Raw genomic sequence first — 20270 nt, 5'->3', positions numbered from 1 at the left:
GGCACCTCAGGTGATCGCCAGGTCGGTGCGCAGCGGCCGGCCCTGGGCGGCCCGCCATACCGCGGCGGGCGTCAGCGGCATGTCGACGTGGCGTACGCCGAGCGGCTTCAGCGCGTCGACCACGGCGTTGACCACCGCGGCAGGCGAGCCCACCGTGGCGGACTCGCCGACGCCCTTGGCTCCGATGGGGTGATGGGGGGAAGGGGTGACGGTCTCGCCGAGCTCCCAGGACGGGCATTCGACCGAGGTGGGCAGGAGGTAGTCCATGAACGACCCGCCGAGACAGTTGCCGTCCTCGTCGAAGGCGATCACCTGCATGAGCGCCATGCCGACGCCGTCGGCGAGTCCGCCGTGCACCTGACCCTCGACGATCATGGGGTTGATCCGGTTGCCGCAGTCGTCCACGGCGATGAACCTGCGGACCTTCACCTGGCCGGTGTCCGCGTCCACGTCGGCGACGCAAATGTATGCGCCGAAGGGGAAGGTGAGGTTCGGCGGGTTGTAGACGCATGTCGCGTCCAGGTGGCCCTCGACGCCCTCCGGCAGCTCCAGGTTGGAGTGTGCGGCGAGCGCGATCTCGGCCATGGTCCGTCCTTGGTCGGGGTCGCCCGTGACATACCAGCGGCCCTTCTCCCACTCCAGGTCGTCCGGGCTCACTTCGAGCATCGCGGAGGCGACGATCTTCGCGCGTTCGCGCACCTTGCGGGCGACCATCGCGGCCGCGGCTCCGGACACCGGCGTCGAGCGGGATCCGTAGGTGCCGAGCCCGAACGGGGTCTGGTCGGTGTCCCCGTGCACCACCTCGACGTCCTCGGGCGGGATGCCCAGTTCCTCGGCGACGATCTGCGCGAACGTCGTCTCATGGCCCTGCCCCTGGGTCTGCACGGAGATCCGCAGGACGGCCTTGCCGGTCGGGTGCACGCGCAGCTCGGCGCCGTCGGCCATGCCGAGACCGAGGATGTCCATGTGCTTGCGCGGGCCGGCGCCGACGGCCTCGGTGAAGAAGCTGACCCCGATGCCCATCAGCTCGCCGCGCTCGCGCTTTTCGGCCTGCTCCCGGCGCAGGTCCTCGTAGTGCGCGATGTCCATGGCCAGCCGCAGGGCGCGCGGGTAGTCGCCGGAGTCGTACTCCCATCCCGTCTGCGTCTTGTACGGGAACTGCCCCGGCCGCAGCAGGTTGCGCATCCGCAGCGCGGCCGGGTCCGTGCCGAGCCTGTCCGCGAGCACGTCGACCATCCGCTCGACCAGGTACACGGCCTCGGTGACACGGAACGAGCAGGCGTAGGCGACGCCGCCGGGGGCCTTGTCGGTGTAGACGCCGGTCACGGTGCAGTGGGCGGCAGCCAGGTCGTACGAGCCGGTGAAGACGCCGAAGAAGCCGGCCGGGAACTGGGTCGGCTGTGCGGTGGCGTTGAACGCGCCGTGATCGGCGATGACATGGACGCGCAGGCCCAGGATCTTCCCGTCCTTCGTCGCCGCGATCTCGCCGTGCATGTGGTAATCGCGGGCGAAGGAGGTGCTCATCAGGTTCTCCGAGCGGTCCTCCACCCACTTCACCGGCTTGCCGGTGACGATCGAGCCGACGACCGCGCACACGTAACCGGGGTAGATGCCGACCTTGTTGCCGAAGCCGCCCCCGATGTCCGGGGAGATGATCCGGATCTTGTGCTCCGGGATGCCGGCCACCATCGCGTAGATCGTGCGGTGGGCGTGCGGGGCCTGGGTGGTGGACCACACCGTCAGCTTCCCGGTGATGGCGTCCATGTCGGCCACGGTGCCGCAGGTCTCCAGCGGCGCCGGGTGCACCCGCGGGTAGAGCATGTCCTGCTCCACCACGACGTCGGCGGCCGCGAAGACCTCGTCGGTTCGCTCCTTGTCGCCCGCCGACCAGTCGAAGATGTGGTTGTCGCTCTGATGCTCCTTGTCGTCGCGGATCACCGGCGCGTCCGGGTCGAGCGCCCGGCGGGCGTCGACGACCGGCGGCAGCGGTTCGTACTCCACGTCGATCAGCTCGAGGGCGTCCCGGGCGGCGTACCGGTCCTCGGCGACGACGAAGGCGACCTCCTGGCCCTGGAAGCGCACCTTGTCGGTGGCGAGCACCGCCTGCGTGTCGTACGAGAGCGTGGGCATCCAGGCCAGCCCGAGACCGGCCAGGGTCTCCCCGGTGATCACGGCCTTGACCTTCGGGTGTGCCTCGGCGGCGCTGGTGTCGACGGACACGATCCGGGCGTGTGCCAGTGGGCTGCGCAGGATCGCGCCGTAGAGCATCCCGGGCAGCCGTACGTCGTCGACGTAGGTCCCGTGGCCGCGGACGAACCGCGCGTCCTCCTTTCGGGGCATCCGTCCGAAGCCGACCGGCCGTTCCTCGGTGGTCGTCATGCCCGCACCTCCTCGCGGCCGGGCGCCGGCTCGGTGTCCGCGGCTGCGTCCGCAGTCCGCGCCCCGCCGCCGTGCTCGGCGGCCCAGCGGATGGAGCGCACGATGTTCTCGTAACCGGTGCAGCGGCACATCTGTCCGGAGATGGCCTCGCGGATGTCCTCCTCTGACGGATCCGCGTTGTGGTCGAGCAGCCAGCGTGCCGTCATCATCATCCCTGGCGTGCAGAAGCCGCACTGCAGCCCGTGGCAGGCGATGAATCCCTGTTGCACCGGGTCGAGTTCCGCCCCGTGCGCCAGGCCCTCGACGGTCCGCACCTCGTGGCCGTCGGCCATCACCGCGAGTACGGTGCAGGACTTGACCGGCGTCCCGTCCAGCCAGACGGTGCACACGCCGCAGTTGGAGGTGTCGCAGCCCCAGTGGGTGCCGGTGAGTCCGAGTTCGTCGCGCAGGAAATGCACGAGCAGCAGCCTGGGTTCCACGTCCCTCGTGTACTGCTCGCCGTTCACGGTCACCGTGATCCGCATGTCACGCCTCCTGCCCCTGGGCACGCGCGGCGGCGGCGCGCAGCGCCCGCGTGGTGAGCTCCCCGGCCAGATGCCGCTTGTAGTCGACCGGGCCGCGCTGGTCGGCCGTCGGCCTGCACTCCTGCGCGGCGATCCGGCCCGCCTCGGCGAAGCCCTCGTCGTCCGGCCGTCCGCCGCGCAGGAAGTCCTCCGCCTGCTCGGCCACGAACCGTCGGGCACCCACCGCGGTCAGTCCGATCCCTGCCTCGGTGATGACCCCGTCGGAGATCTCCAGCACCGCTCCCGCGGCGACGACCGCCCAGTCGCCCACCCTGCGCTCGACCTTGCGGTAGGCGCTGGCGTGCGAACGGATGGGCACTCGGATCTCCACCAAGAGCTCCGCTTCGTTCAGCGCGGTCTCGTACGGCCCGAGGAAGAACTCCCTGATCCCGATGGTGCGCCTGCCTCCGGGGCCCTGGGCGACCAGGGTCGCCCGCAGTGCCGAGAACGCCGCGGACAGGTCCTCCGACGGATCGGCCTGGCACAGCGAGCCGCCCACGGTGCCCCGGTTGCGGACGAGCGGATCGGCGATGACCCGTTCCGCGTCCCTCAGGATGGGGAAGTGTTCGCCGACAACCGGCGAGGCGAGCAGCTCCGCGTGGCGGACCATCGCTCCGACGGCCAGGTCGTGCCCGTCCACCCGGATCAACGCCAGCTCGCCGAGGCCGTTGATGTCGATCAGGGCTTCGGGCTGGGCCAGCCGCAGCTTCATCATCGGCAGCAGGCTGTGTCCGCCCGCCACTACCCGGGCCTCGGGGCCGTACCGTGTGAGCAGCTCGATCGCCTGCTCGAGGCTGGTGGCCCTCTCGTACTGGAATGCAGCCGGAACCTGCATCGGGCCCTCCTCACACGCTGTGCCCGTTGCTGCATTGATGCTGCGCTCTTCCACACTGGTCACGCAATGGCTGTATAAGCATTCACTTATCGCCCTAAATGCGAGAAAATCGGATAGTGACCGTTACGCAGCTCAGCACCTTCGTGCTGGTTGCCCGGCTCGGTTCGGTGGGCGCCGCGGCGCGGACTCTGAACGTGAGCGAGTCCGCGGTGTCACAGGCGCTCGGCGCGCTGCGCACCCACTTCGGCGATCCACTCATCCGGCGCACCGGCGGTGGTGGGATGCGTCTGACGCCCGCCGGGGCGCGGCTGCTACCGGTCGCGTCGCGGATGGTCGCGCTGAGCGCGGATGCCGAGGCTGCGGTGCGGGCGGCCCGGGGTGCGCCCGACGAACTGCGGGTCGTCGCCACGAGCACGCTGGCCGAGTTCGTGCTCCCGTCGCTCGTGGAAGCCTTCGCAGGTCGCTCGGGGCGCAGGACCGAGACCTCGTTCGGGGTGGCCGCCGGCAACGAGATACGCGTGCTGGTGGAGAACCGGCTGGCCGACGTCGCGCTCGGGCCGTGTCTTGGCGCCGCCCGCAGGGGCGAACTGGTCAGCGAGCCGCTGTTCCGCACCTGGTTGGTCGTGGTGATCGGCGCCGGGTCGCCGCGGCCGCCCGGTCCGCCGCCGCAGTGGTCGTGGCTGGTCGATTCCTCCGGGACCGATCCGGACGCGGACTCCGGGCGGCTGCTGCGTCGGCTAGGAGTGGCCGAGGGACACGTGCGGGTGTTCCCCAACCAGGCCGCGACCTGGGCGGCCGCCGCCCAGGGCACGGGGGTGGCACCGGCGTTGGCTCATCTGGTGTCGCCCCGTATCCGGCGTGACGAGCTACGCATACTGGAGACCCCTGCCACGCCGTCGGACGCCACGTGGCACGCCACCGTCCTGCAGCCCGAGCATCGTTCCCCGGCCACCGATGCGTTCCTGCACTTCCTGCACACGCCCGCAGCGACCCGCATCATGCGCGCGCCCGGCGCCGGCGTCCCGCCCTCCCGGTTCCGGCCCCCGGTGTACGTCACGCTCTGGGGCACGTGAGAGAGCAGGCTCCCCTGCTGACCTCTTGCTGGCCCGAACGGGCACCGTTATGCCCCTGACCTGCGCAAACATCCAGATACCAGATCTTGGACTTGAACATGGTGCGCAGCATGGAGATACTCCCGGACCTAGGCTCCCTGCCCGCGTTTTTGCAGGTCAAAGGCTGTTATCTGGGTGCGTCACATTCCGCTCACGGTGGTCGTCGGTCTCACGCCTCGATGACCGGCCGGCCGGCGACGAAGGGATGGTCGCGCTCGATCAGGCCGAGCGGGCCGGCGCCGCCCGGGGAGCCCAGGTGTTCGAAGAACTCGGCGTTGGCCTTGTAGTAGTCCCTCCATTCCTCCGGCACGTCGTCCTCGTAGAAGATCGCCTCGACCGGGCAGACCGGCTCGCAGGCACCGCAGTCGACACATTCGTCGGGATGGATGTACAAGGACCTCCGCCCCTCGTAGATGCAGTCGACCGGGCACTCGTCGATGCACGCCTTGTCCTTGACGTCGACGCAGGGCTGGGCGATGACATAGGTCATGGATCACTCCGTCTAGAGAGTCGCCTTCTCACTGAACTGTGGCTCCAGCATGTATCCGCGTCCCCATACGGTGCGGATGCTGAGGTTCACCATGGAAATGCGGCGCCGCAGGCGCATGATGTGCAGGTCGAGCGAGTTGCGGGTGGGCGCGGGGACTCGTTTGGCGAGTTGCTGCTCCAACTCGGCGCGGTAGACGACCTCCTCGTAGTGCTCGATGAACTTCTCCATCAGTTCGACCTGGGCGTTGGAGACGGTGACCGTCTTGTTCCGGAAATACAGGACACCGGTGGAGTCGAGCACCGGAACCTTGCGCCCGTAGGTGCGTTGCTGCAGCGCCCTGACCCGGGCCTGCACGTCCTGGTGGGAGATCGGCGCCCGTATCCAGTCCTCCGACACGTCGGTGCAGATCGGCGGCTGTGCGCCGCCTTCGACGACGAGGAGGCAGGGAATTCCTTCTTTTCGGAGATGGTTGCGGATGCTCGCCTCGGCGGGCCATCGTACGAACTTGACGTGCCGGCCGGAGTTCTCCATGTCAACCCCCAAGCGGATCAGCTCAGTACCTTCAACGCGCGCGTGGCGATCTCCCGGCCGATGGGCAGCGATGCGGTGGCCGCGGGTGACGGGGCGTTCAGGACATGGACGAAAGGACCGGAGCCGGTGAACAGGAAGTCTTCCACGAGGGTTCCGTCCGCCAGGACCGCCTGCGCCCGGACACCCGCCGGCGCCCGCTGAAGATCGTGCCGGGTGACGTCGGGGAGCATGCGGCGCACCGCGGCGGTGAACGCCGCCTTGGACGCCGAGCGCCACAACTCACCGATCTCCTGGCGCCAGTGCCGGCGGGCGATGTGCCACAGCCCCGGCCAGCCGGCGATCTCGATGGCGTCCCGGGCCCGGAAGTCCCGCCACCGGTAGCCCTCCCTGGCCGACGCGGGGACCGCGTTGGGCCCGACGTGAACCCCGCCGTGCACGTCCCGGGTGAGATGGACGCCGAGGAAGGGGAAGGCGGGGTCCGGCACCGGATACACCAGCCCCCGCACCAGGTCGCGGCTCCGCTCCTTCAGCTCGTAGTACTCGCCGCGGAAGGGGATGATGCGCACGCCGGGGTCGTCCCCGGCCATGCGGGCTATCCGGTCGCTGTGCAGGCCGGCGCAGTTGACCAGCATCCGGGACCGGACGTCTCCAGCGGTGGTGTGCACGATGACGCCGCCCGGCCCGCGGCCGAGGGAGAGCACCTCGCAGCCGGTGTGGATCTCGGCTCCGTCGAGTCGGGCCAGTTCGACGAGCCTGCGCGCGACCGCCGGGTAGTCCGCCACGCCGGTGGTGCCGATGTGCAGTGCGGCCAGGCCCCGTACGTGCGGCTCGTGCTCGGCGATCTCCCTGGGGCCGAGCGTGCGCACCGGAACGCCGTGCTGCTCGCCGCGCCGGGCCAAATCGGCCAGCCGCGGCAGCTCCGATGCATCGGTCGCCACGATCAACTTGCCGGTGACCTCGTGCGCGATGCCGTGCTCGGCGCAGAACTTCACCATCTCCTGGGCGCCTCGCAGGGCGAAGCGCGCCTTGAGCGACCCAGGGCGGTAGTAGATACCGCTGTGGATCACACCGCTGTTGCGACCGCTCTGGTGGCGCGCGACGGCGGGCTCCTTCTCCAGTACGGCCACGGAAGTGCCGGGCGCGGCCCGGGAGATGGCGTACGCGGTGGACAGACCGACGATGCCGCCACCGATCACGATCACGTCGTAGTGGCTCTCCACAGATGTCTCCTCGTTGGTGGGGGGAGGGCTCTCACCCGCCGGACACGGGCCGCCTGCGCCGCCTGTCCTCCAGGGGTCCCGCTACGAGACCGGCCGGGACAGGGCGGTGAGCCGGTCGCAGGCCGCGGCGGCGGCCGGTCCGAGCGTCTGCCGGATCCGTTCGGCCAGGTGTGCGTGCAGGAGCGGCAGGTGCCGCCCGAGCAGCCGCTCGGCCTCGCCGGTGTCGGGCGGTAGCCCGTCCTGCCGCCAGGTGGCGGCCGCCGTCACCAGGTGGTGGGCGGGCAAGCCCTGAGCGGCGTACCAGGACGCGGCCATGTCGCTGCGCACGACGTCGCCCGTGGCCAGGGTGCGGCAGACGCGGGCGGGCACCAGCACCGCCCGTGTCGCTTCCCGGGCGCCTGCCGCGAACAGCCGCCGCGGCGACCTCAGCAGCGCCAGGTACGGCTCGGCACCGAACTTGCGTGCGGCGAAGCGGGCGCTCTCGACGACGAGTTCACCATCGTCGGGGCGCGGGCACAGGTGCCGCAGGTCGTGCCCGGTGAGCAGGACACCGTGCTCAAGGAAGTCTGCCCGGTCGACCGCCGGGAGACGTCCCGCGCCCTCTCCCCGGCACAGATGAGGCCAGTCGCTCCAGAAGACCGACAGCCGGTCGGCCAGCGGACGCGCCTCGGCCGGGACCAAGGCGCGGACGTGCTCCGCGAGGGCGGTGACGCGTTCGGCCGCGTCGGCCGGCACCTCGTCGAAGACCAGGGCGATGTCGACGTCGCTCACCTCGGGGGCGAAGCCGCCGTGGGCCATGCTGCCGAGGGCGAAGACCCCGGAGATCCGGCCCGGGAACCACGGCCCTGCCTCGGCGGCGGCGATCCTCAGCAGCTCCCGAGCGGGGCGGTGGGCGTAGGTGAGACGCGTGCGGGTCATGCGATGCCGACCGGGAAGTCCCCCTCGAAGGCCGGGACCAGCTCCGAGAACCAGGACGCGGCGGGGTCGAACTTCGCGAAGAACGGGCGACCCACCGCGTCGGCGTCGCGGCACTGGATGTAGTGCAGGGCGAACACCTTCTCCCCGGCGACCTCCACGACGCCGTCCACACAGACCTTGCCGGAGGTCGTGGACATGGACGGCCCGCGCACCGTGCGGCACAGCCCGCTCACGTCCCGGTAGGCCCGCCGGAAGATCTCGTAGGCGTCGGCGAGAGGAACCTTGAAGTACTCCTGCGGGCCGGTGTCCCGCTCGATGAACATGTAGTACGGCACCATGCCCATGCTGACCTGCTTGCTCCACATCGTCGACCAGACGGCGGGGTCGTCGTTGATGTACCGCATCAGCGGCGCCTGGGTCCGGATGCTCGCCCCCGCGCCGCGCAGCCGCCGCACCGCCTGCTCGACAGCCGGGGTCTGGAGCTCGCGCGGGTGGGAGAAGTGGGCCATGACCGAGAGGTCCTTGCCGGAGCGTGACACCTCCTCGAAGAGCCGCAGCATGTCGTCGGCGTCCGGATCGGTGGTGAACTTGTAGGGCCAGTAGCTCAGCGCCTTGGTGCCGATGCGGATGGAGTCCAGCTGGTCGAGCTCCAGCAGCGGTTCGACGTAGCGGCGCAGCACTCCGGCCCGCATGATCATCGGGTCGCCGCCGGTGAACAGCACGTTGCTCACCTCGGGGTGGTCGGCGAGGTAGCGCTTGAGCTGCTCGATGTCACCGCTGGCCATCTTCAGGTCGGCGTCGCCGATGAACTGGGCCCAGCGGAAGCAGTAGGTGCAGTACGAGTGGCAGGTCTGGCCCTGTTTGGGAAAGAACAGGACCGTCTCGCGGTACTTGTGCTGCACGCCCGGCATCTGCGCGCCCGCGTGGCTGGGGATGTTCAGCTCCAGCTGGCCGGCCGGGTGCGGGTTCAGCCTGCGGCGCACCTCGTTCGCGGCGGCCGTCACCTCCCGGGGTGCGGCTCCCTTGTTCAGCAGGTCGGCGATGCGGGCCACGTCCGCGGGCGGCAGCATGTCCTCCTGCGGGAAGACCAGGCGGTAGATCGGGTCGTCCGGCACCGCGCTCCAGTCGATCAGCTCGTCGACGACGTAGCTGTTCGTCCTGAACGGCAGCACCTCGGCCACGGCTCGTACCGCGGTGACCTGGTCGCCCGTGAATCCGGCCCGGCCGACGAGTTCGGCGAGGCGGTTGGAGGTGATGGCGGAGAACACGGGAGCTGCCAGGTCACTCAAGCCCTGCACGACGGTCATGGACGATCCTTTCTCGGGTGGTGGCGGGGCCACCACTGCTTACGGTGCGGGTGCGCTGGGCGGCGAGGACGACAACGCCCACGGCGAGACCCACGAGTACGGTGGAGGGCCGCAGCGGTTCGTCGAGAAGAACGGCCGCGAAGAGCATGGTGAGTACCGGCTGCAGGAGCTGAATCTGGCCCACCTTGGCCACACCGCCGGTGGACAGGCCCCGGTACCAGGCGATGAACGACAGCAGCGAGCTGCCCAGGGCGAGGTAGACGAAGGCCGCCGCACCGCGCGCGTCCAGGGTCGGCCCCTGCGACGGCCAGGCCAGGACCACCACCAGGGCGGCCACGGGGGTTCCGGCGACCAGCGACCAGGAGGTGACCACCCAGCCCGGCACGTCCCGGGCCAGCACGCCTCCCTCCGCGTAGCCGAGGGAGCAGACGACGACGGCCGCCAGCAACTCGGCGTCGCCGGTGTGCAGGCCCCCGCCGAAGCCCAGCGAGAGGTAGCCGAGGACGATCGCGGTGCCCAGCCCGCAGCACACCCAGAACCTGCCGGAGGGCCGTTCACGGCCCCGGAGCACGGCCATGACCGCGGTGGTGGCCGGCAACAGGGCGACCACCAGGGCGGCATGACTGGCCGACACCGTGCGCAGGGCGTGCGCCGTCAGCAGCGGGAAGCCGATGACGGTGCCCAGGGCGGTGACGAGCACGGCACGCAGCTGGTGTCTCGGCGGCAGCAGTGGCCGGTGCCGCAGGAGCAGTAGGAGTGCCGCGGGGATCACGGCGAGCAGGGCGCGCCCGGGGCCCACGAGTTCGGGCGGGAGGGAACCCACCCCCATGCGGGTCACAGGCAGGGTGAGGCTGAACCCGAGGACGCCCAGGAAGCCGTAGGAGAAGCCCTGGAGGTCTGCGGAAGGGGTGCGTTTCATCAGGGTGAGTGGGTCCGTCCGAGGTGGGGGGTCCGGTCAGGCCAGCTGGGCGCGCAGTTCGTCGGCGCGCACCGGCTGCTCCCAGGGGAAGCCGTCGGTGCGTCCGAAGTGGCCGAAGGTGGCGGTGGGGCGGAAGGGGATGTGGCGCAGGCGGAGCCGGTCGATGGTGGCGTCGACCCGCAGGTCGGTCAGTGAGCGCAGCGCGGCCGTGAGCTTCGCCGGGTCGACGCGCTCGGTGCCGAAGCAGTCCACCTCGAACCACACCGGCTCGGGGCGTCCGATCGCGTAGGCCATGCCCACCTGGCACCGCGCGGCAAGGCCGGCCTCGACCGCGGTCAGGGCGAGCTGACGTGCCACGTAGGCGCCCGAACGGTCCACCTTGGTGGCGTCCTTGCCGGAGAAGCAGCCGCCGCCGTGGCGGGCGAGGCCTCCGTAGGTGTCGACCATGAGCTTGCGGCCCGTGAGCCCCGCATCGGCCGCGGTGCCTCCGACTACGAACGACCCGGCGGGGTTGACCTGGACCCACTCGACGGGAAGGTCCCGCGTCGCCAGGACGGGCTTGACCACCTGCTCGGCGCAGAACTCCCGTACCGCTTCGAGCGGTTCCGTGGCGGCGTGCTGGACGGAGAGCACGACCCGGCCGTGCGGGGGTCGGTCGCCGGCGACGACCTCCACCTGCACCTTGCCGTCGGGTCCGAGCCCGGCCTGCGGTGCCTGGTCGCGCTGTTCGGCGAGTGTCCTGCTCAGCGTGTGAGCCAGCACGCAGCTGAGCGGCAGCCGTTCGGGCGTCTCGTCGCAGGCGTACCCGTACACGATGCCGGAGTCGCCGGAGCCGCCCTCGTCGACGCCCGCGCCGATCTCACGCGACTGGTGGTCGAGGACGACCGTGACCGGGCTGCGCGTCGCGTCGATGCCGTGGACAGCCACGTCACGGTAGCCGACGTCGGACAGCACGCCGCGTACGACCGCCTCGACGTCCACCGCCCCGGCGGCGGTCACCTGGCCGGTCACCAGAACGTGGTCCCGGGTCACCATGACCTCGCAGTTGACGCGTGCGTGCGGGTCGGTGGCGAGATATGCGTCGAGTACGGCGTCGGAGACCTGGTCGGCGACCTTGTCGGGATGGCCGGGCGTGACGGACTCGGCTATCTGGGACCAGGAGAGGCTGCTGGAGGGCCTGGAGGAGGGCAACGAGGACAACGACGACATGGCAGGGCTCACATTCCGCACCCGCGGGTGCATGGTCGAGGTGGGGGAACGTTCAGAGAAGGTCGCGCAACAGGCCGAGCACTTCGGCACGTTGGGCCGGCGGGCCGATCGTGAGGCGTACCAGGTCCGGCCGCCCGGGGGTCCGCACCGGCCGGATGTACGTCCCCCGCTGTCGCATGGCGTTCGTCACCTCGCCGGTGCGGCGGGGGTCGCCCGGGATCCGGAAGGTCACGAAGTTCGTCTCGGACGGCAGGGGCCGGCAGCCCAGCGCCGCCAGTTCCGCCTGGTAGTGCGTGCGGCCGGCCGCGGTCAGGGCGACCGTCCGCTCCAGGTGCCGGGTGTCGTCGAGGGCCGCGCGTGCGGCCGTCTCGGCGAGCCGGCCGACCGCGTAGTGCTCCAGGCCGCGGTCGAGGCCGGCCGTCGTGGTGCGGTCGTACAGGCAGTAGCCCACCCGCAGCCCCGCCAGACCATGGGCCTTGGAGAAGGTGCGCAACCACAGCAGTCGGCGCCCCATGACGTCCCGCGCGTCCAGCGGGCGGGTCGCGGCGTACTCGGCGTAGGCCCCGTCGACGACCAGGACGGTGGAGTCCGGGAGCCGGTCGGCGAGTCGCAGCACCTCGTCGGCTCCCAGGGCACTGCCCAGCGGGTTGTCGGGTTCGGCGAGGTAGACCAGTGCGGCCCGATGCCGGCGCGCGGCGTCGGCCAGTGCCTCGGCGTCGGCGCGGTCCTGGTGGTAGTCGACGGTGTGGACCACGGCCCCGGCCGCCTCGGCGAAGTGGGCGAAGGTCGGATAGGTGCCCGTGGTGGTGACCACCGGCGAGTCGGGGTGCAGCAGCGAGCGGCACACCTGGGCCAGCAGGCCGTCGATGCCCGTCGCCACCAGGATCGCCTCCTCGCTCACCCCGTGCAGGCGGGCCAGGCTCCGGCGCAGCGAGTGGTGCGCGCAGTCCGGGTAGCGGTGCGCGTCCTGTGCGGCGGCGACCATGGCCTCGACGGCCGCGGGCGCGGGGCCGAACTCGTTCTCGTTGGTGGACAGGCGCCATCGCGCGGGCAGACCGGTGGAACGTTCTTGCATCTCGATCGACGGAAAGGGATTGGATGCGGCGCGGCTCATCTCAGGTCCACCCGGTGACGGCCTGGACCGGCTCGACGTTCAGCAGGCCGGCGAGGAACTCGTTGTAGCGGCGCATGGCGAGCATCCGCAGCGCCGCGCCCTGCGCGAGCTCCATGCCGGCGGCCGGGTCGTGGCGGACGATCGGGGTGACGACATGGCTCAGCCACTCGGGCCCGTGCTCGGCGTCGCCGGAGACGTGGTTCACGAAGAACTGGAATCCGTCGTGGGGGTCGAGCCCCAGCCGCTGTAGACCTCGTACGACGATGTCGTCGCGGTCCACGTCGAACAGTTCGGGCATGGCCAGACTGCCCAGCGCCTTGAGATGGTGGCGGCGGTTGGTGCCGAGCATGAAGTACAGGTTGAAGCCGGCGTAGGGGCGCCAGTCCTCCCAGGGCGGCAGGAGCGGCAGCGACGTGCCGAGCCGGCGCAAGACCTGGGTGAACTGGACGGTGTGGGCCGCCGAGTCGTCGCCGGCGCCGCACTCGTCCCACAGGTGGTGGCCGATCTCCTGTTTGACGCTCTCCATGAAGTGGGTCTGCGCCAGCACCAGGGCGTCGAAGAACCGGTAGTTGAGATAGCCGTCGGCCTGGATGAACCGGGTCATCTCCTTCAGGGTCGCCTTGTGTTCGAGGTGGTCCTCCACCGCCCGGTCGAGCGGGCTGCGCTGCTGGGAGGCGGTGAGGAACCACTGCCTCAGGTAATGCGGTCGGCCCGCCTCGACGGCTGATGGCAGGCTGCCCTCCAGCGACGCGAGGTCGGCCTCCAGGAGGGCGTCCTCGCACATCGCCCGGAACACGTTGAACCACGCGCTGCGCTCGTGCCGCGCGGCCGGGGCGAGGGGGTGTCCGAGCAGGGTCTCGTAGACCGCGTACAGCGAGCGGTGGACGTCCAGCAGGGCGTCGGGGTCCTGGCTCGCGATCCCGGCTTCGAGCCGGCCTTGCGCGGTGCGCAGGAGTGCCCTGCTGTCGTCGCCGCGGCCCTGGAGGTCCAGCGGACCGTCCAGGCAGCGGGCGAGCCGGTGTTCAACCGTGTGCCGCGCCGTCTGCGACGGGTCTCGCAAAGGCGGCCGCATCGACGGGATCCGTTGTCCGTCGACGACGCTACGGACGGTGTCGCACATGCCTCGTCTCCTGCCGTGGGGGGGCGGTGTGGTAGTGGGATGCGGCCCGGGGCCGGTCATTCAGGGTCGGGATACGTGACGTGCTCGCCGCGCCAGTTCACGAAGCCGAGCAACCGGACGCCGTCGGAGTCCTGTTCGTGCCTGGGGTGCTCGTCCGCGTCGTGCAGCGGCACGGTGTACTTCCCGGTCGGATGCGGCAGGACGTACTCGGGGACGGCGGGGTTGGACACGTGGCGTTTCATGGACCGGACGATCCTGCGGCCCTCGTCCACGGGGACCCAGAACAGCTCGGACTTCGGGCTGCGGGGCATGAAGTGGTACAGGTAGCCGGCGTGCACGCCCAGCCGGTACAGGGACATGGACAGCTCCCGCATCGTCTCGGGGCACGCGTTGACGCCTCGCAGCAGGGGCACGTTGGAGAACACGATGGGGACCGCGCTCTGCAGCCGGCGCAGGGCCTCGACGAAGGCCGGGGTGATCTCGTTGGGGTGCGTGATGTGCAGGCCCAGCGCCTGCACTTCGTGCGCCCGCAGCGTCTGTGCCAGCGTTTCGGTGACCCGGAACGGGTTGAAGGTGAGGCTGCGGGTGTGGATGCGGACGATCAGCTCGGGACGGACCTCCCGGAGGTCCGCCAGCACCCCGGCGAGCTGTTCGTCGCTGTGCATGAACGGCTCGCCGCCGCTGAGGATCACCTCCTCCACCTCGGCGTGGTCCGCGAGGTAGTCCAGCGTCTGGAGCCAGTGACGCCGCTCGAAGGACGGCTTCGACGAGTTCCGTTCGAGGGTGCGCAGTGCCTCGTAGCAGAACTGGCAGTACGCGTGGCAGATGTTGGAGTACCGGATGATGACCCGGTTGCCGTACTTGTGCTGGGCGACCGGGGTCACCATCTCCTCGTCCAGTTCCCAGTTCTCGCTCTCCCCGTCGTAGCCGTAGGGGTCGGCACGCTCCGGGGCCGAGGGACAGACCTGGCGCCACAGCGGGTCGTCTTCGAGGGGGCGCAGCCGGTCGCCGTCCGTGCGGATCAGGCTGAGGTAGTAGGGCGTCACCTGGAACCGACGGGTCGAGGCGTGGGCGTCGATCTCCCGGAGCACCTCGGGCGGGCACCCGGGGAAGTACTCCTTGATCGCGCCGGCGGTGCGGACGGCGTGGCGCTGCTGCCACTTCCAGTCCTTCCAGCCGGCCGGGCGGGCCACCGCTTCCTTGGGGGCGAGGGGCATAGGGACTCTTCTCTGGGCACGTCGGGACGGGACGTCGGACAGCGACGGCGATCGCGCGCCCGGTCTCACACGATGCGGACGGCCGCGGTCACCGGCTCGTCGCGGAGCGCCTGGGCGGCGGCGCGGGCGGCCCTGCGCCGCAGTTCGGTCATCGACTCGACGGAGTAGAAGGCGCAGTGGGGGGTGAGGAGGGCCCGGGGATGTCCGCGCAGCCAGCCGGCGACGCCCGGTTCGTGCTCGGCGACGTCCAGTGCGACGGCCGCCGGCCGGCCGCGGTCCAGGACCTGGCGCAGGGCGTCCTCGTCCACGACCGCGCCGCGTGAGGTGTTGATCAGGACGGCCCCCGGCGCGAGTGCCTCCAGAGCGGCTCGGTCCATCATGTGCTCCGTCTCCGGGCTGAGAGGCACGTGCAGGCTCACGACCTCGCAGGCCGCCAGCAGCTCGTGCAGGCTCCAGAAGCGCGTCCAGCCGTGAGCCTTCTCGGTGCCGGGGTGGACGTAGGGATCGTAGAAGCCGATGCGCATGCCGAAGGACGCGGCCCGGCGGGCCACCGCCTGCCCGATGCGTCCGCAGCCCACCAGACCCCAGGCGGCGCCGCGCAGTCGGCGCACGCCCTCGGCCCGCCGCCACTCCCATCCGCCGTCGCGCACATGCGCGTCGAGTTCCCGGACACGGCGTACGGCGTTCAGGGCGAGGGCCAGCGTGTGGTCCGCGACCTCGTCGACGCCGTAGTCGGGTACGTGGTAGACGGCCACTCCGCTCGCCCGGGCGGCCTCGGTGTCCACGTGGTCGTGGCCCACGCTCGCGCAGACGACCACGCGGCAGGAGGAGTTGAGCGCGAAGAACTCGGCCGTGAGGGAGATGCGATGCCACAGGATGATGCACTCCGGGGCCCGGCGCGCCAGCTCGGGCACCTCGCTCTGGGACAGGACCCGCAGCCGGACGTCGATCCCGCTGCCGGCCTCCCGCTGTTCGAGGTCGGCGTTGTCGACATATCCGCCCTCCGGGGCGTCGACGACCGCCACGACCCGGGGTGCGTTCGGCGCGGGTGCCGGTCCCCGCGGTAGATCACGGCTGTCGGTGCGCGATCGGCTCACGTCGTGCCTCCGCTCGTTCGGTCTGCCCTCTCGTGCCTGCCGCCCGCCGTGCGGGAGCGCTTCCGTGGGCGGCGCTCCCGCACCCGGCGCCGGTCAGACCGGGGTGCACCAGTCCGCGTGGCCGGGCAGCCGGCCCGACGTGGCGTCCTCGTACGCCTCGACGACGGTCTTGGTGACCGGCCCGCAGCCCGCGGACGTGGTCGGCCGGTCGTCGACGGAGGCCACCGGGACGACGCCGATGGCCGTGCCGGTCAGGAAGATCTCGTCTGCGGTGTACGCCTCCGCCCGCGCGATCCGGCGTTCGACCACCTCCAGTCCCGCTTCGGCGGCCAGCGTCATGACCGTGGAGCGGGTGATGCCGGGCAGGATCCCCTCGCTGACCGGGGGCGTGTGCAGGACACCGTCCTTGACGAGGAAGAAGTTGGCCGCTGAGCACTCAGCGACATGGCCGGTGTCGGTCAACAGCAGCGCGTCGTCATAGCCGGCCCGCTGGGCGCCGATCTTGGCCATGCAGGAGTTGATGTAGGCGCCGGTCGCCTTCGCCTGCGGCGGGATGGCGTCCTGGTGGTTGCGCCGCCAGCCGCTGGTCATCACCCGGCAGCCCCGCGCCAGCGCCTGCCGGTCCACGTAGTCGGACCAGGGCCAGGTGGCGATGGCCACGCGGGCCGCCGACAGGTCCAGCGAGACGCCCATGCTGCCATAGCCGAGGTAGATGTTCGGCCGTATGTAACAGGGCTGCGAGCCGTTCTCCTTGACGAGGGAGACGATCGCCTCAGCGATCTCCTCGTCGGAGTACGGGACCTCCATCATGTACACCCGTGCCGAGTTGCGCAGCCGGGCTATGTGGTCGTCGATCCGGAAGATCGCCGTGCCGTCGGCCGTGCGATGGGCGCGCATGCCCTCGTAGACAGCCCAGCCGTAGTGCAGGGACGGCGTCAGGAAGTGTATCCGGGCGTCGTCCCAGGGGACGAACTCGCCGTCCATCCAGATGGACTTGGATCGGGAGAGGGTTACCACGCGAATTCTCCTTGCCCGGCGTCAGGCGATGCCGGTGGTGGGCAGCAGGTTGTCCATGCCGTAGTCGGCCGCCAGGCCGTACAGCCTCTGGCCCGTGCGGGGGTCCAGGGGGATGCCGTGGGCGGCGTTGCGGGCCGCCGTGATGCGCTCCGGGTCGCCCGGCACGCGCACCGGTTCGGCGCCCGCGGAGGGGCTGTGCCGCGTGTCGTCCACGAACGTCCGCATACGTTCGTCGAACGCCTCGTCCCCGCCGAAGACGGCCGGGTCCAGGCACATCAGGAAGTGCGCCACCTGGCGGCCCCTGCCGTGGGGGGCGCTCTCGATGTGCTCCAGCTCCCAGTCGAGCGGGGAGCCGGCGAGCACCGCCGTCATCAGGGTGACCACCATGCCCAGTCCCTGGCCCTTGTGCCCGGCGCCGAGGGGCATGAGCGTGGAGACCTGCGCGGCGTCGACGGTGGGGCGTCCCGCGGCGTCCTTGGCCCAGCCCTCCTCCAGCGGTTCGCCCTGACGTCCGCGTTCACGGATCTCCCCCAGGCACACCTGGCTGGTGGCCATGTCCAGGACGAACTCGTGGTCCCCGACGCCCGCGGCCACGCTGATCGGGTTGGTGCCCAAGTGCGCCTTGCTGCCGTTGTAGGGCGCGACGCGCGGCGAGCAGGAGGTCATGACCCAGCCGATCATCCCGGCCTTCGCCATCGCCCGGCTGTACACGGACGCCGCGCCGAAGTGGTTGGAGTTGCGCACCACCACCACGGAGACGCCGAACCGGCTCGCCCTGCGCACCGCTTCCTCGGTTCCCCGGAGGCCGGCCACGATGCCGAGGGCCGAGTCCGCGTCCAGGACGGCGGTGGGTCCCGTCTCCCTGACCACGGTGCAGACAGGCCGCGGATTGGCGATGCCGTGCTCGATGTCGCTCAGATACTGCGGAAGCAGGCGCAGGCCGTGGGTGCTGATGCCCCGCAGCGAGGTCTGCACCAGCGCGTCCGCCACGGCGGCACTGTCGGCCGGTGCCACCCCGGCGTCCGTGAGGGCCCGGGCGGCGACGGTCTCGGCGACGTCCGGCGCGATGCGGTACTGGTCGGCCACGGGCATGACCTTGTCCATGTGTTCCCTTTCGGGCGAGTTCCCTTGGCGGCGATTTCCCTGTTCGGCTCCGAACCGACGGCTCACTGGTAGGGGATCTCGCCGGACACCTTGACGCTCGACCAGTCGAACTCGATCTGCTCCAGCACATCGAGGTCCTCGAAGACCCGGTACAGGCCGCTGTAGTCGCGCAGCAGCGCCTTGCGGCCGGCGTCCTGGACGTCCAGCAGCATCTCCTCGCCGCCCTTGACGCCGACCAGGTTCATGACGGTCTGCCACGTGCCGTAGTCGTTCGCCGCGTACGCCTCCAGCGCATCGCACAGGGCCTGCAGCAGGAAGCGCCGCTGTTCCTTGTTCAGCTGGGGGTAGAGGACCTTGACCAGTTCGCCGTTGATGGATCCGTGGCAGACCTCGTCGTGGCGGTGCAGCCGGGCGAGGGCCAGGTTCATGGGCTGGATGCCGGGAGCCTTGGCGATCAGTTCGAGATAGCCGCCGATGCACAGCTCCGTGATGGTGGCGAAGGAGAGCGTGAGGAGACTGCGCTGCCAGCGTTCCGGGGCGTCCGCACTGAGCTGCATGTGCACCCGGGAGTAGTACGGCAGCGGCAGATCGGAGTCCTTGAACGGCTTGCCGCGCCGCTTGCGCGTGATGCCGCTCGCCATGTGGTGCATGAGGGTGTGGTACTGCTCGTCCACCATCGACTGCATCAGCGAGATCTCCAGCGCCTCACCCCACAGTCCGGGGAACTCCCCCTGGAGAATGAGGCTGAACGCCGGGTTGACCACGCGCTGTTCGGAGAACATCGTGTTCCGGTTCAGCGCGATCATCGCCCAGCTCAGGATCTCCCCCTGCTGCTCGGGAGACAGTTCCCGGTAGGTGGGGTGGTCCTTGAACGGCACGATCGTGTCGGGGTAGTCCGGGAGTTCCGGATCGAAGAGATCGAGCAGGTCGGGGTCGTCCCGCTTGACCGTGGCGCGCTTCTCCCAGTTCAGGGCGAGCCGCTGGATGACCGGGTTGTCCACCGCGTCGAAGAGCACGGTGCCGAAGTTTCCGGTGCTGCCTTCCTGAGGATCGGTGATCACAGGGGTGCTTCCTCTCTGTTGCTGATCCGGGCCGGTGCGGCCCCGGTCCGCCTAGGCGCCGACGAAGAAGCGGGTCAGGTGCCGGCGCTGGTCGGTGTAGGAGCTGCGGCCGTGGAACATCCGGCGGTTGTCCCAGATCAGCAGCGCGTGGTCCGGGACGAGCACCGGCAGGTGGTTGTCGTTGAAGAACCTGGTGCCGTGCTCGGCGAGGGCCATGCCCTCCTCGCCCAGGGGCAGACGGTCGACGAAGACGTCCCGGCCGAGGTCGGGTGTGTAATCTCCGAAGGTCAGGTGGGTGTAGCTGAACCGGATCACCTCGGTGCCGTCCACGTCACGCGAAACCATCGGCTTGCGGACCGTCCACTCGGCCTCGCCGTCCTTCCCCTGCGTTCCATAGGCGCCGGGGAAGTCGGTTTCCACGTCGTACATCAATTCCCGCTCGCGGTCGCTGAGATCGGCGAGGAACTTGCGCCCGTCGCAGATCGTCGTGTGCCCGCCGCCGCACCGGGCCTGCGCGTGGCAGTAGAGGGCCAGGTACTGCGGGACGGGGTCCCAGCCCGGCGCCTCGGTGTGGACGTATATCTCCCTCGAGGTCTTGGAGTGCAGCAGATCCTCGAATCCGGGGGTGACCACGATTTCGTGCGACTTGCGGCCGTCGTACTGCGGCAGGATGCCGCCCAGCCCGCTCAGCAGCTTCTCGGCGTTCTCGGTGGAACCCACGTTCTCGATGACGATGTATCCGTCCCGGTCGAGCACCGAGCGGAGTTCGTTGATGTCCCGCACGTCGGAAGTGGTCAATCGAATCACTCCTGGTTCACTGTGAATGGCCTTCGAAAAGCCGCACGGTGGCGCGCACGGTCGTCGACGACCGTGTTCTGCCCGGTGATCAGGGCGGCGGCAGGCGTACGACGCCGGCGTGGGCACACCCGGCGGGCAGTCGAATCCGGCCGGGGCGGCAGAATTCGGCCTGGATGGCCGGTCGTTGAAGAGGCGATCAGGCCAGACCGACAGGGGCGTCCGGGTGGTTTCCGGAACCGGTCACCACCAACTGCCCGCT

General features: G+C 70.4%; 19 protein-coding genes. 1 reads left to right on the top strand and 18 read right to left on the bottom strand.

The features are described 5' to 3' along the window. Nucleotides 1-6 precede the first annotated feature (6 nt). The 3 genes from ACFZDJ_RS43670 to ACFZDJ_RS43660 are packed head-to-tail and all read right to left on the bottom strand — an operon-like array spanning nt 7 to nt 3777. Nucleotides 7-2379: an aerobic carbon-monoxide dehydrogenase large subunit gene (locus tag ACFZDJ_RS43670; RefSeq protein ID WP_390936863.1), complete on the bottom strand. Its 2373-nt coding sequence runs from the start codon at nt 2377-2379 to the stop codon at nt 7-9. After that, the gene (locus tag ACFZDJ_RS43665; RefSeq protein WP_390936861.1) at nt 2376-2903 is read right to left on the bottom strand and encodes a 2Fe-2S iron-sulfur cluster-binding protein; all 528 of its coding nucleotides are present in this window, start codon (nt 2901-2903) and stop codon (nt 2376-2378) included. The genes ACFZDJ_RS43670 and ACFZDJ_RS43665 overlap by 4 nt, the downstream gene beginning before the upstream one ends. A 1-nt stretch (nt 2904) precedes the next feature. Next, nucleotides 2905-3777, bottom strand: a complete 873-nt coding sequence (locus ACFZDJ_RS43660; protein ID WP_060897855.1) for a xanthine dehydrogenase family protein subunit M — start codon at nt 3775-3777, stop codon at nt 2905-2907. 116 nt (nt 3778-3893) lie between these two features. Between ACFZDJ_RS43660 and ACFZDJ_RS43655 the strand changes: the two genes are divergently transcribed. Beyond that, complete coding sequence (locus ACFZDJ_RS43655; protein ID WP_390936858.1) at nt 3894-4850, top strand: LysR family transcriptional regulator; 957 nt, start codon at nt 3894-3896, stop codon at nt 4848-4850. A gap of 208 nt (nt 4851-5058) precedes the next feature. Here the strand turns inward: ACFZDJ_RS43655 and fdxA are convergent, their stop codons facing one another. The 15 genes from fdxA to ACFZDJ_RS43580 form a co-directional block, all read right to left on the bottom strand. Next, nucleotides 5059-5379, bottom strand: a complete 321-nt coding sequence (fdxA, locus tag ACFZDJ_RS43650; RefSeq protein ID WP_384912822.1) for a ferredoxin — start codon at nt 5377-5379, stop codon at nt 5059-5061. Between the two features lie 12 nt (nt 5380-5391). Next, entirely contained in the window at nt 5392-5910 is a 519-nt protein-coding gene (locus ACFZDJ_RS43645) for a winged helix-turn-helix domain-containing protein (RefSeq protein ID WP_067733478.1), read from the bottom strand. A gap of 17 nt (nt 5911-5927) precedes the next feature. After that, nucleotides 5928-7130 carry an L-2-hydroxyglutarate oxidase gene (gene lhgO / locus ACFZDJ_RS43640; protein WP_391067658.1) on the bottom strand — a complete coding sequence of 401 codons (1203 nt, stop codon included), beginning with the start codon at nt 7128-7130 and terminating at the stop codon, nt 5928-5930. 81 nt (nt 7131-7211) lie between these two features. Next, complete coding sequence (locus ACFZDJ_RS43635; protein ID WP_391067656.1) at nt 7212-8048, bottom strand: hypothetical protein; 837 nt, start codon at nt 8046-8048, stop codon at nt 7212-7214. Then, nucleotides 8045-9355 carry a KamA family radical SAM protein gene (locus ACFZDJ_RS43630; protein ID WP_391067654.1) on the bottom strand — a complete coding sequence of 437 codons (1311 nt, stop codon included), beginning with the start codon at nt 9353-9355 and terminating at the stop codon, nt 8045-8047. The genes ACFZDJ_RS43635 and ACFZDJ_RS43630 overlap by 4 nt, the downstream gene beginning before the upstream one ends. Further along, nucleotides 9330-10274: an EamA family transporter gene (locus ACFZDJ_RS43625; protein ID WP_391067651.1), complete on the bottom strand. Its 945-nt coding sequence runs from the start codon at nt 10272-10274 to the stop codon at nt 9330-9332. The genes ACFZDJ_RS43630 and ACFZDJ_RS43625 overlap by 26 nt, the downstream gene beginning before the upstream one ends. Nucleotides 10275-10310: 36 nt before the next feature. Continuing rightward, entirely contained in the window at nt 10311-11483 is a 1173-nt protein-coding gene (gene metK, locus ACFZDJ_RS43620) for a methionine adenosyltransferase (RefSeq protein WP_391067648.1), read from the bottom strand. Between the two features lie 52 nt (nt 11484-11535). After that, nucleotides 11536-12558 (bottom strand): aminotransferase class I/II-fold pyridoxal phosphate-dependent enzyme, encoded by a 1023-nt coding sequence (locus ACFZDJ_RS43615; RefSeq protein WP_391067645.1) that lies wholly within the window; start codon nt 12556-12558, stop codon nt 11536-11538. Nucleotides 12559-12598: 40 nt separating this feature from the next. Further along, nucleotides 12599-13717, bottom strand: coding sequence for an iron-containing redox enzyme family protein (locus tag ACFZDJ_RS43610; RefSeq protein WP_391067643.1), 1119 nt, complete (start codon nt 13715-13717; stop codon nt 12599-12601). Between the two features lie 56 nt (nt 13718-13773). Then, entirely contained in the window at nt 13774-14934 is a 1161-nt protein-coding gene (locus ACFZDJ_RS43605; protein WP_391067641.1) for a radical SAM protein, read from the bottom strand. Nucleotides 14935-14999: 65 nt separating this feature from the next. Further along, nucleotides 15000-16031 carry an NAD(P)-dependent oxidoreductase gene (locus tag ACFZDJ_RS43600; protein ID WP_391067638.1) on the bottom strand — a complete coding sequence of 344 codons (1032 nt, stop codon included), beginning with the start codon at nt 16029-16031 and terminating at the stop codon, nt 15000-15002. A gap of 93 nt (nt 16032-16124) precedes the next feature. After that, nucleotides 16125-17048, bottom strand: a complete 924-nt coding sequence (locus tag ACFZDJ_RS43595; protein WP_248297230.1) for a branched-chain amino acid transaminase — start codon at nt 17046-17048, stop codon at nt 16125-16127. A 21-nt stretch (nt 17049-17069) separates the two neighbouring features. Further along, nucleotides 17070-18152 carry an Ldh family oxidoreductase gene (locus tag ACFZDJ_RS43590; RefSeq protein WP_390936834.1) on the bottom strand — a complete coding sequence of 361 codons (1083 nt, stop codon included), beginning with the start codon at nt 18150-18152 and terminating at the stop codon, nt 17070-17072. Nucleotides 18153-18214: 62 nt separating this feature from the next. Further along, a complete protein-coding gene (locus tag ACFZDJ_RS43585; protein ID WP_384912786.1) occupies nt 18215-19213 on the bottom strand; it encodes a diiron oxygenase in 999 nt (332 codons plus the stop codon). A gap of 51 nt (nt 19214-19264) precedes the next feature. Further along, entirely contained in the window at nt 19265-20011 is a 747-nt protein-coding gene (locus ACFZDJ_RS43580) for a TauD/TfdA family dioxygenase (protein ID WP_391067635.1), read from the bottom strand. Nucleotides 20012-20270: the final 259 nt, after the last annotated feature.

This window comes from Streptomyces sp. NPDC007896 (genome assembly GCF_042959425.1).
Classification (GTDB): domain Bacteria; phylum Actinomycetota; class Actinomycetes; order Streptomycetales; family Streptomycetaceae; genus Streptomyces.
Note: the sequence above shows the minus strand (reverse complement) of the source record. Positions and strands in the feature narration are given on the sequence as shown.

Bases quoted from the DNA above. Each gene is read 5' to 3' on its own strand.
- ACFZDJ_RS43670 (WP_390936863.1), bottom strand. From the start codon at position 2,379: ATGACGACCACCGAGGAACGGCCGGTCGGCTTCGGACGGATGCCCCGA.
- ACFZDJ_RS43665 (WP_390936861.1), bottom strand. From the start codon at position 2,903: ATGCGGATCACGGTGACCGTGAACGGCGAGCAGTACACGAGGGACGTG.
- ACFZDJ_RS43660 (WP_060897855.1), bottom strand. From the start codon at position 3,777: ATGCAGGTTCCGGCTGCATTCCAGTACGAGAGGGCCACCAGCCTCGAG.
- fdxA (WP_384912822.1), bottom strand. From the start codon at position 5,379: ATGACCTATGTCATCGCCCAGCCCTGCGTCGACGTCAAGGACAAGGCG.
- ACFZDJ_RS43645 (WP_067733478.1), bottom strand. From the start codon at position 5,910: ATGGAGAACTCCGGCCGGCACGTCAAGTTCGTACGATGGCCCGCCGAG.
- ACFZDJ_RS43635 (WP_391067656.1), bottom strand. From the start codon at position 8,048: ATGACCCGCACGCGTCTCACCTACGCCCACCGCCCCGCTCGGGAGCTG.
- ACFZDJ_RS43630 (WP_391067654.1), bottom strand. From the start codon at position 9,355: ATGACCGTCGTGCAGGGCTTGAGTGACCTGGCAGCTCCCGTGTTCTCC.
- ACFZDJ_RS43625 (WP_391067651.1), bottom strand. From the start codon at position 10,274: ATGAAACGCACCCCTTCCGCAGACCTCCAGGGCTTCTCCTACGGCTTC.
- metK (WP_391067648.1), bottom strand. From the start codon at position 11,483: ATGTCGTCGTTGTCCTCGTTGCCCTCCTCCAGGCCCTCCAGCAGCCTC.
- ACFZDJ_RS43615 (WP_391067645.1), bottom strand. From the start codon at position 12,558: ATGCAAGAACGTTCCACCGGTCTGCCCGCGCGATGGCGCCTGTCCACC.
- ACFZDJ_RS43610 (WP_391067643.1), bottom strand. From the start codon at position 13,717: ATGTGCGACACCGTCCGTAGCGTCGTCGACGGACAACGGATCCCGTCG.
- ACFZDJ_RS43605 (WP_391067641.1), bottom strand. From the start codon at position 14,934: ATGCCCCTCGCCCCCAAGGAAGCGGTGGCCCGCCCGGCCGGCTGGAAG.
- ACFZDJ_RS43590 (WP_390936834.1), bottom strand. From the start codon at position 18,152: ATGGACAAGGTCATGCCCGTGGCCGACCAGTACCGCATCGCGCCGGAC.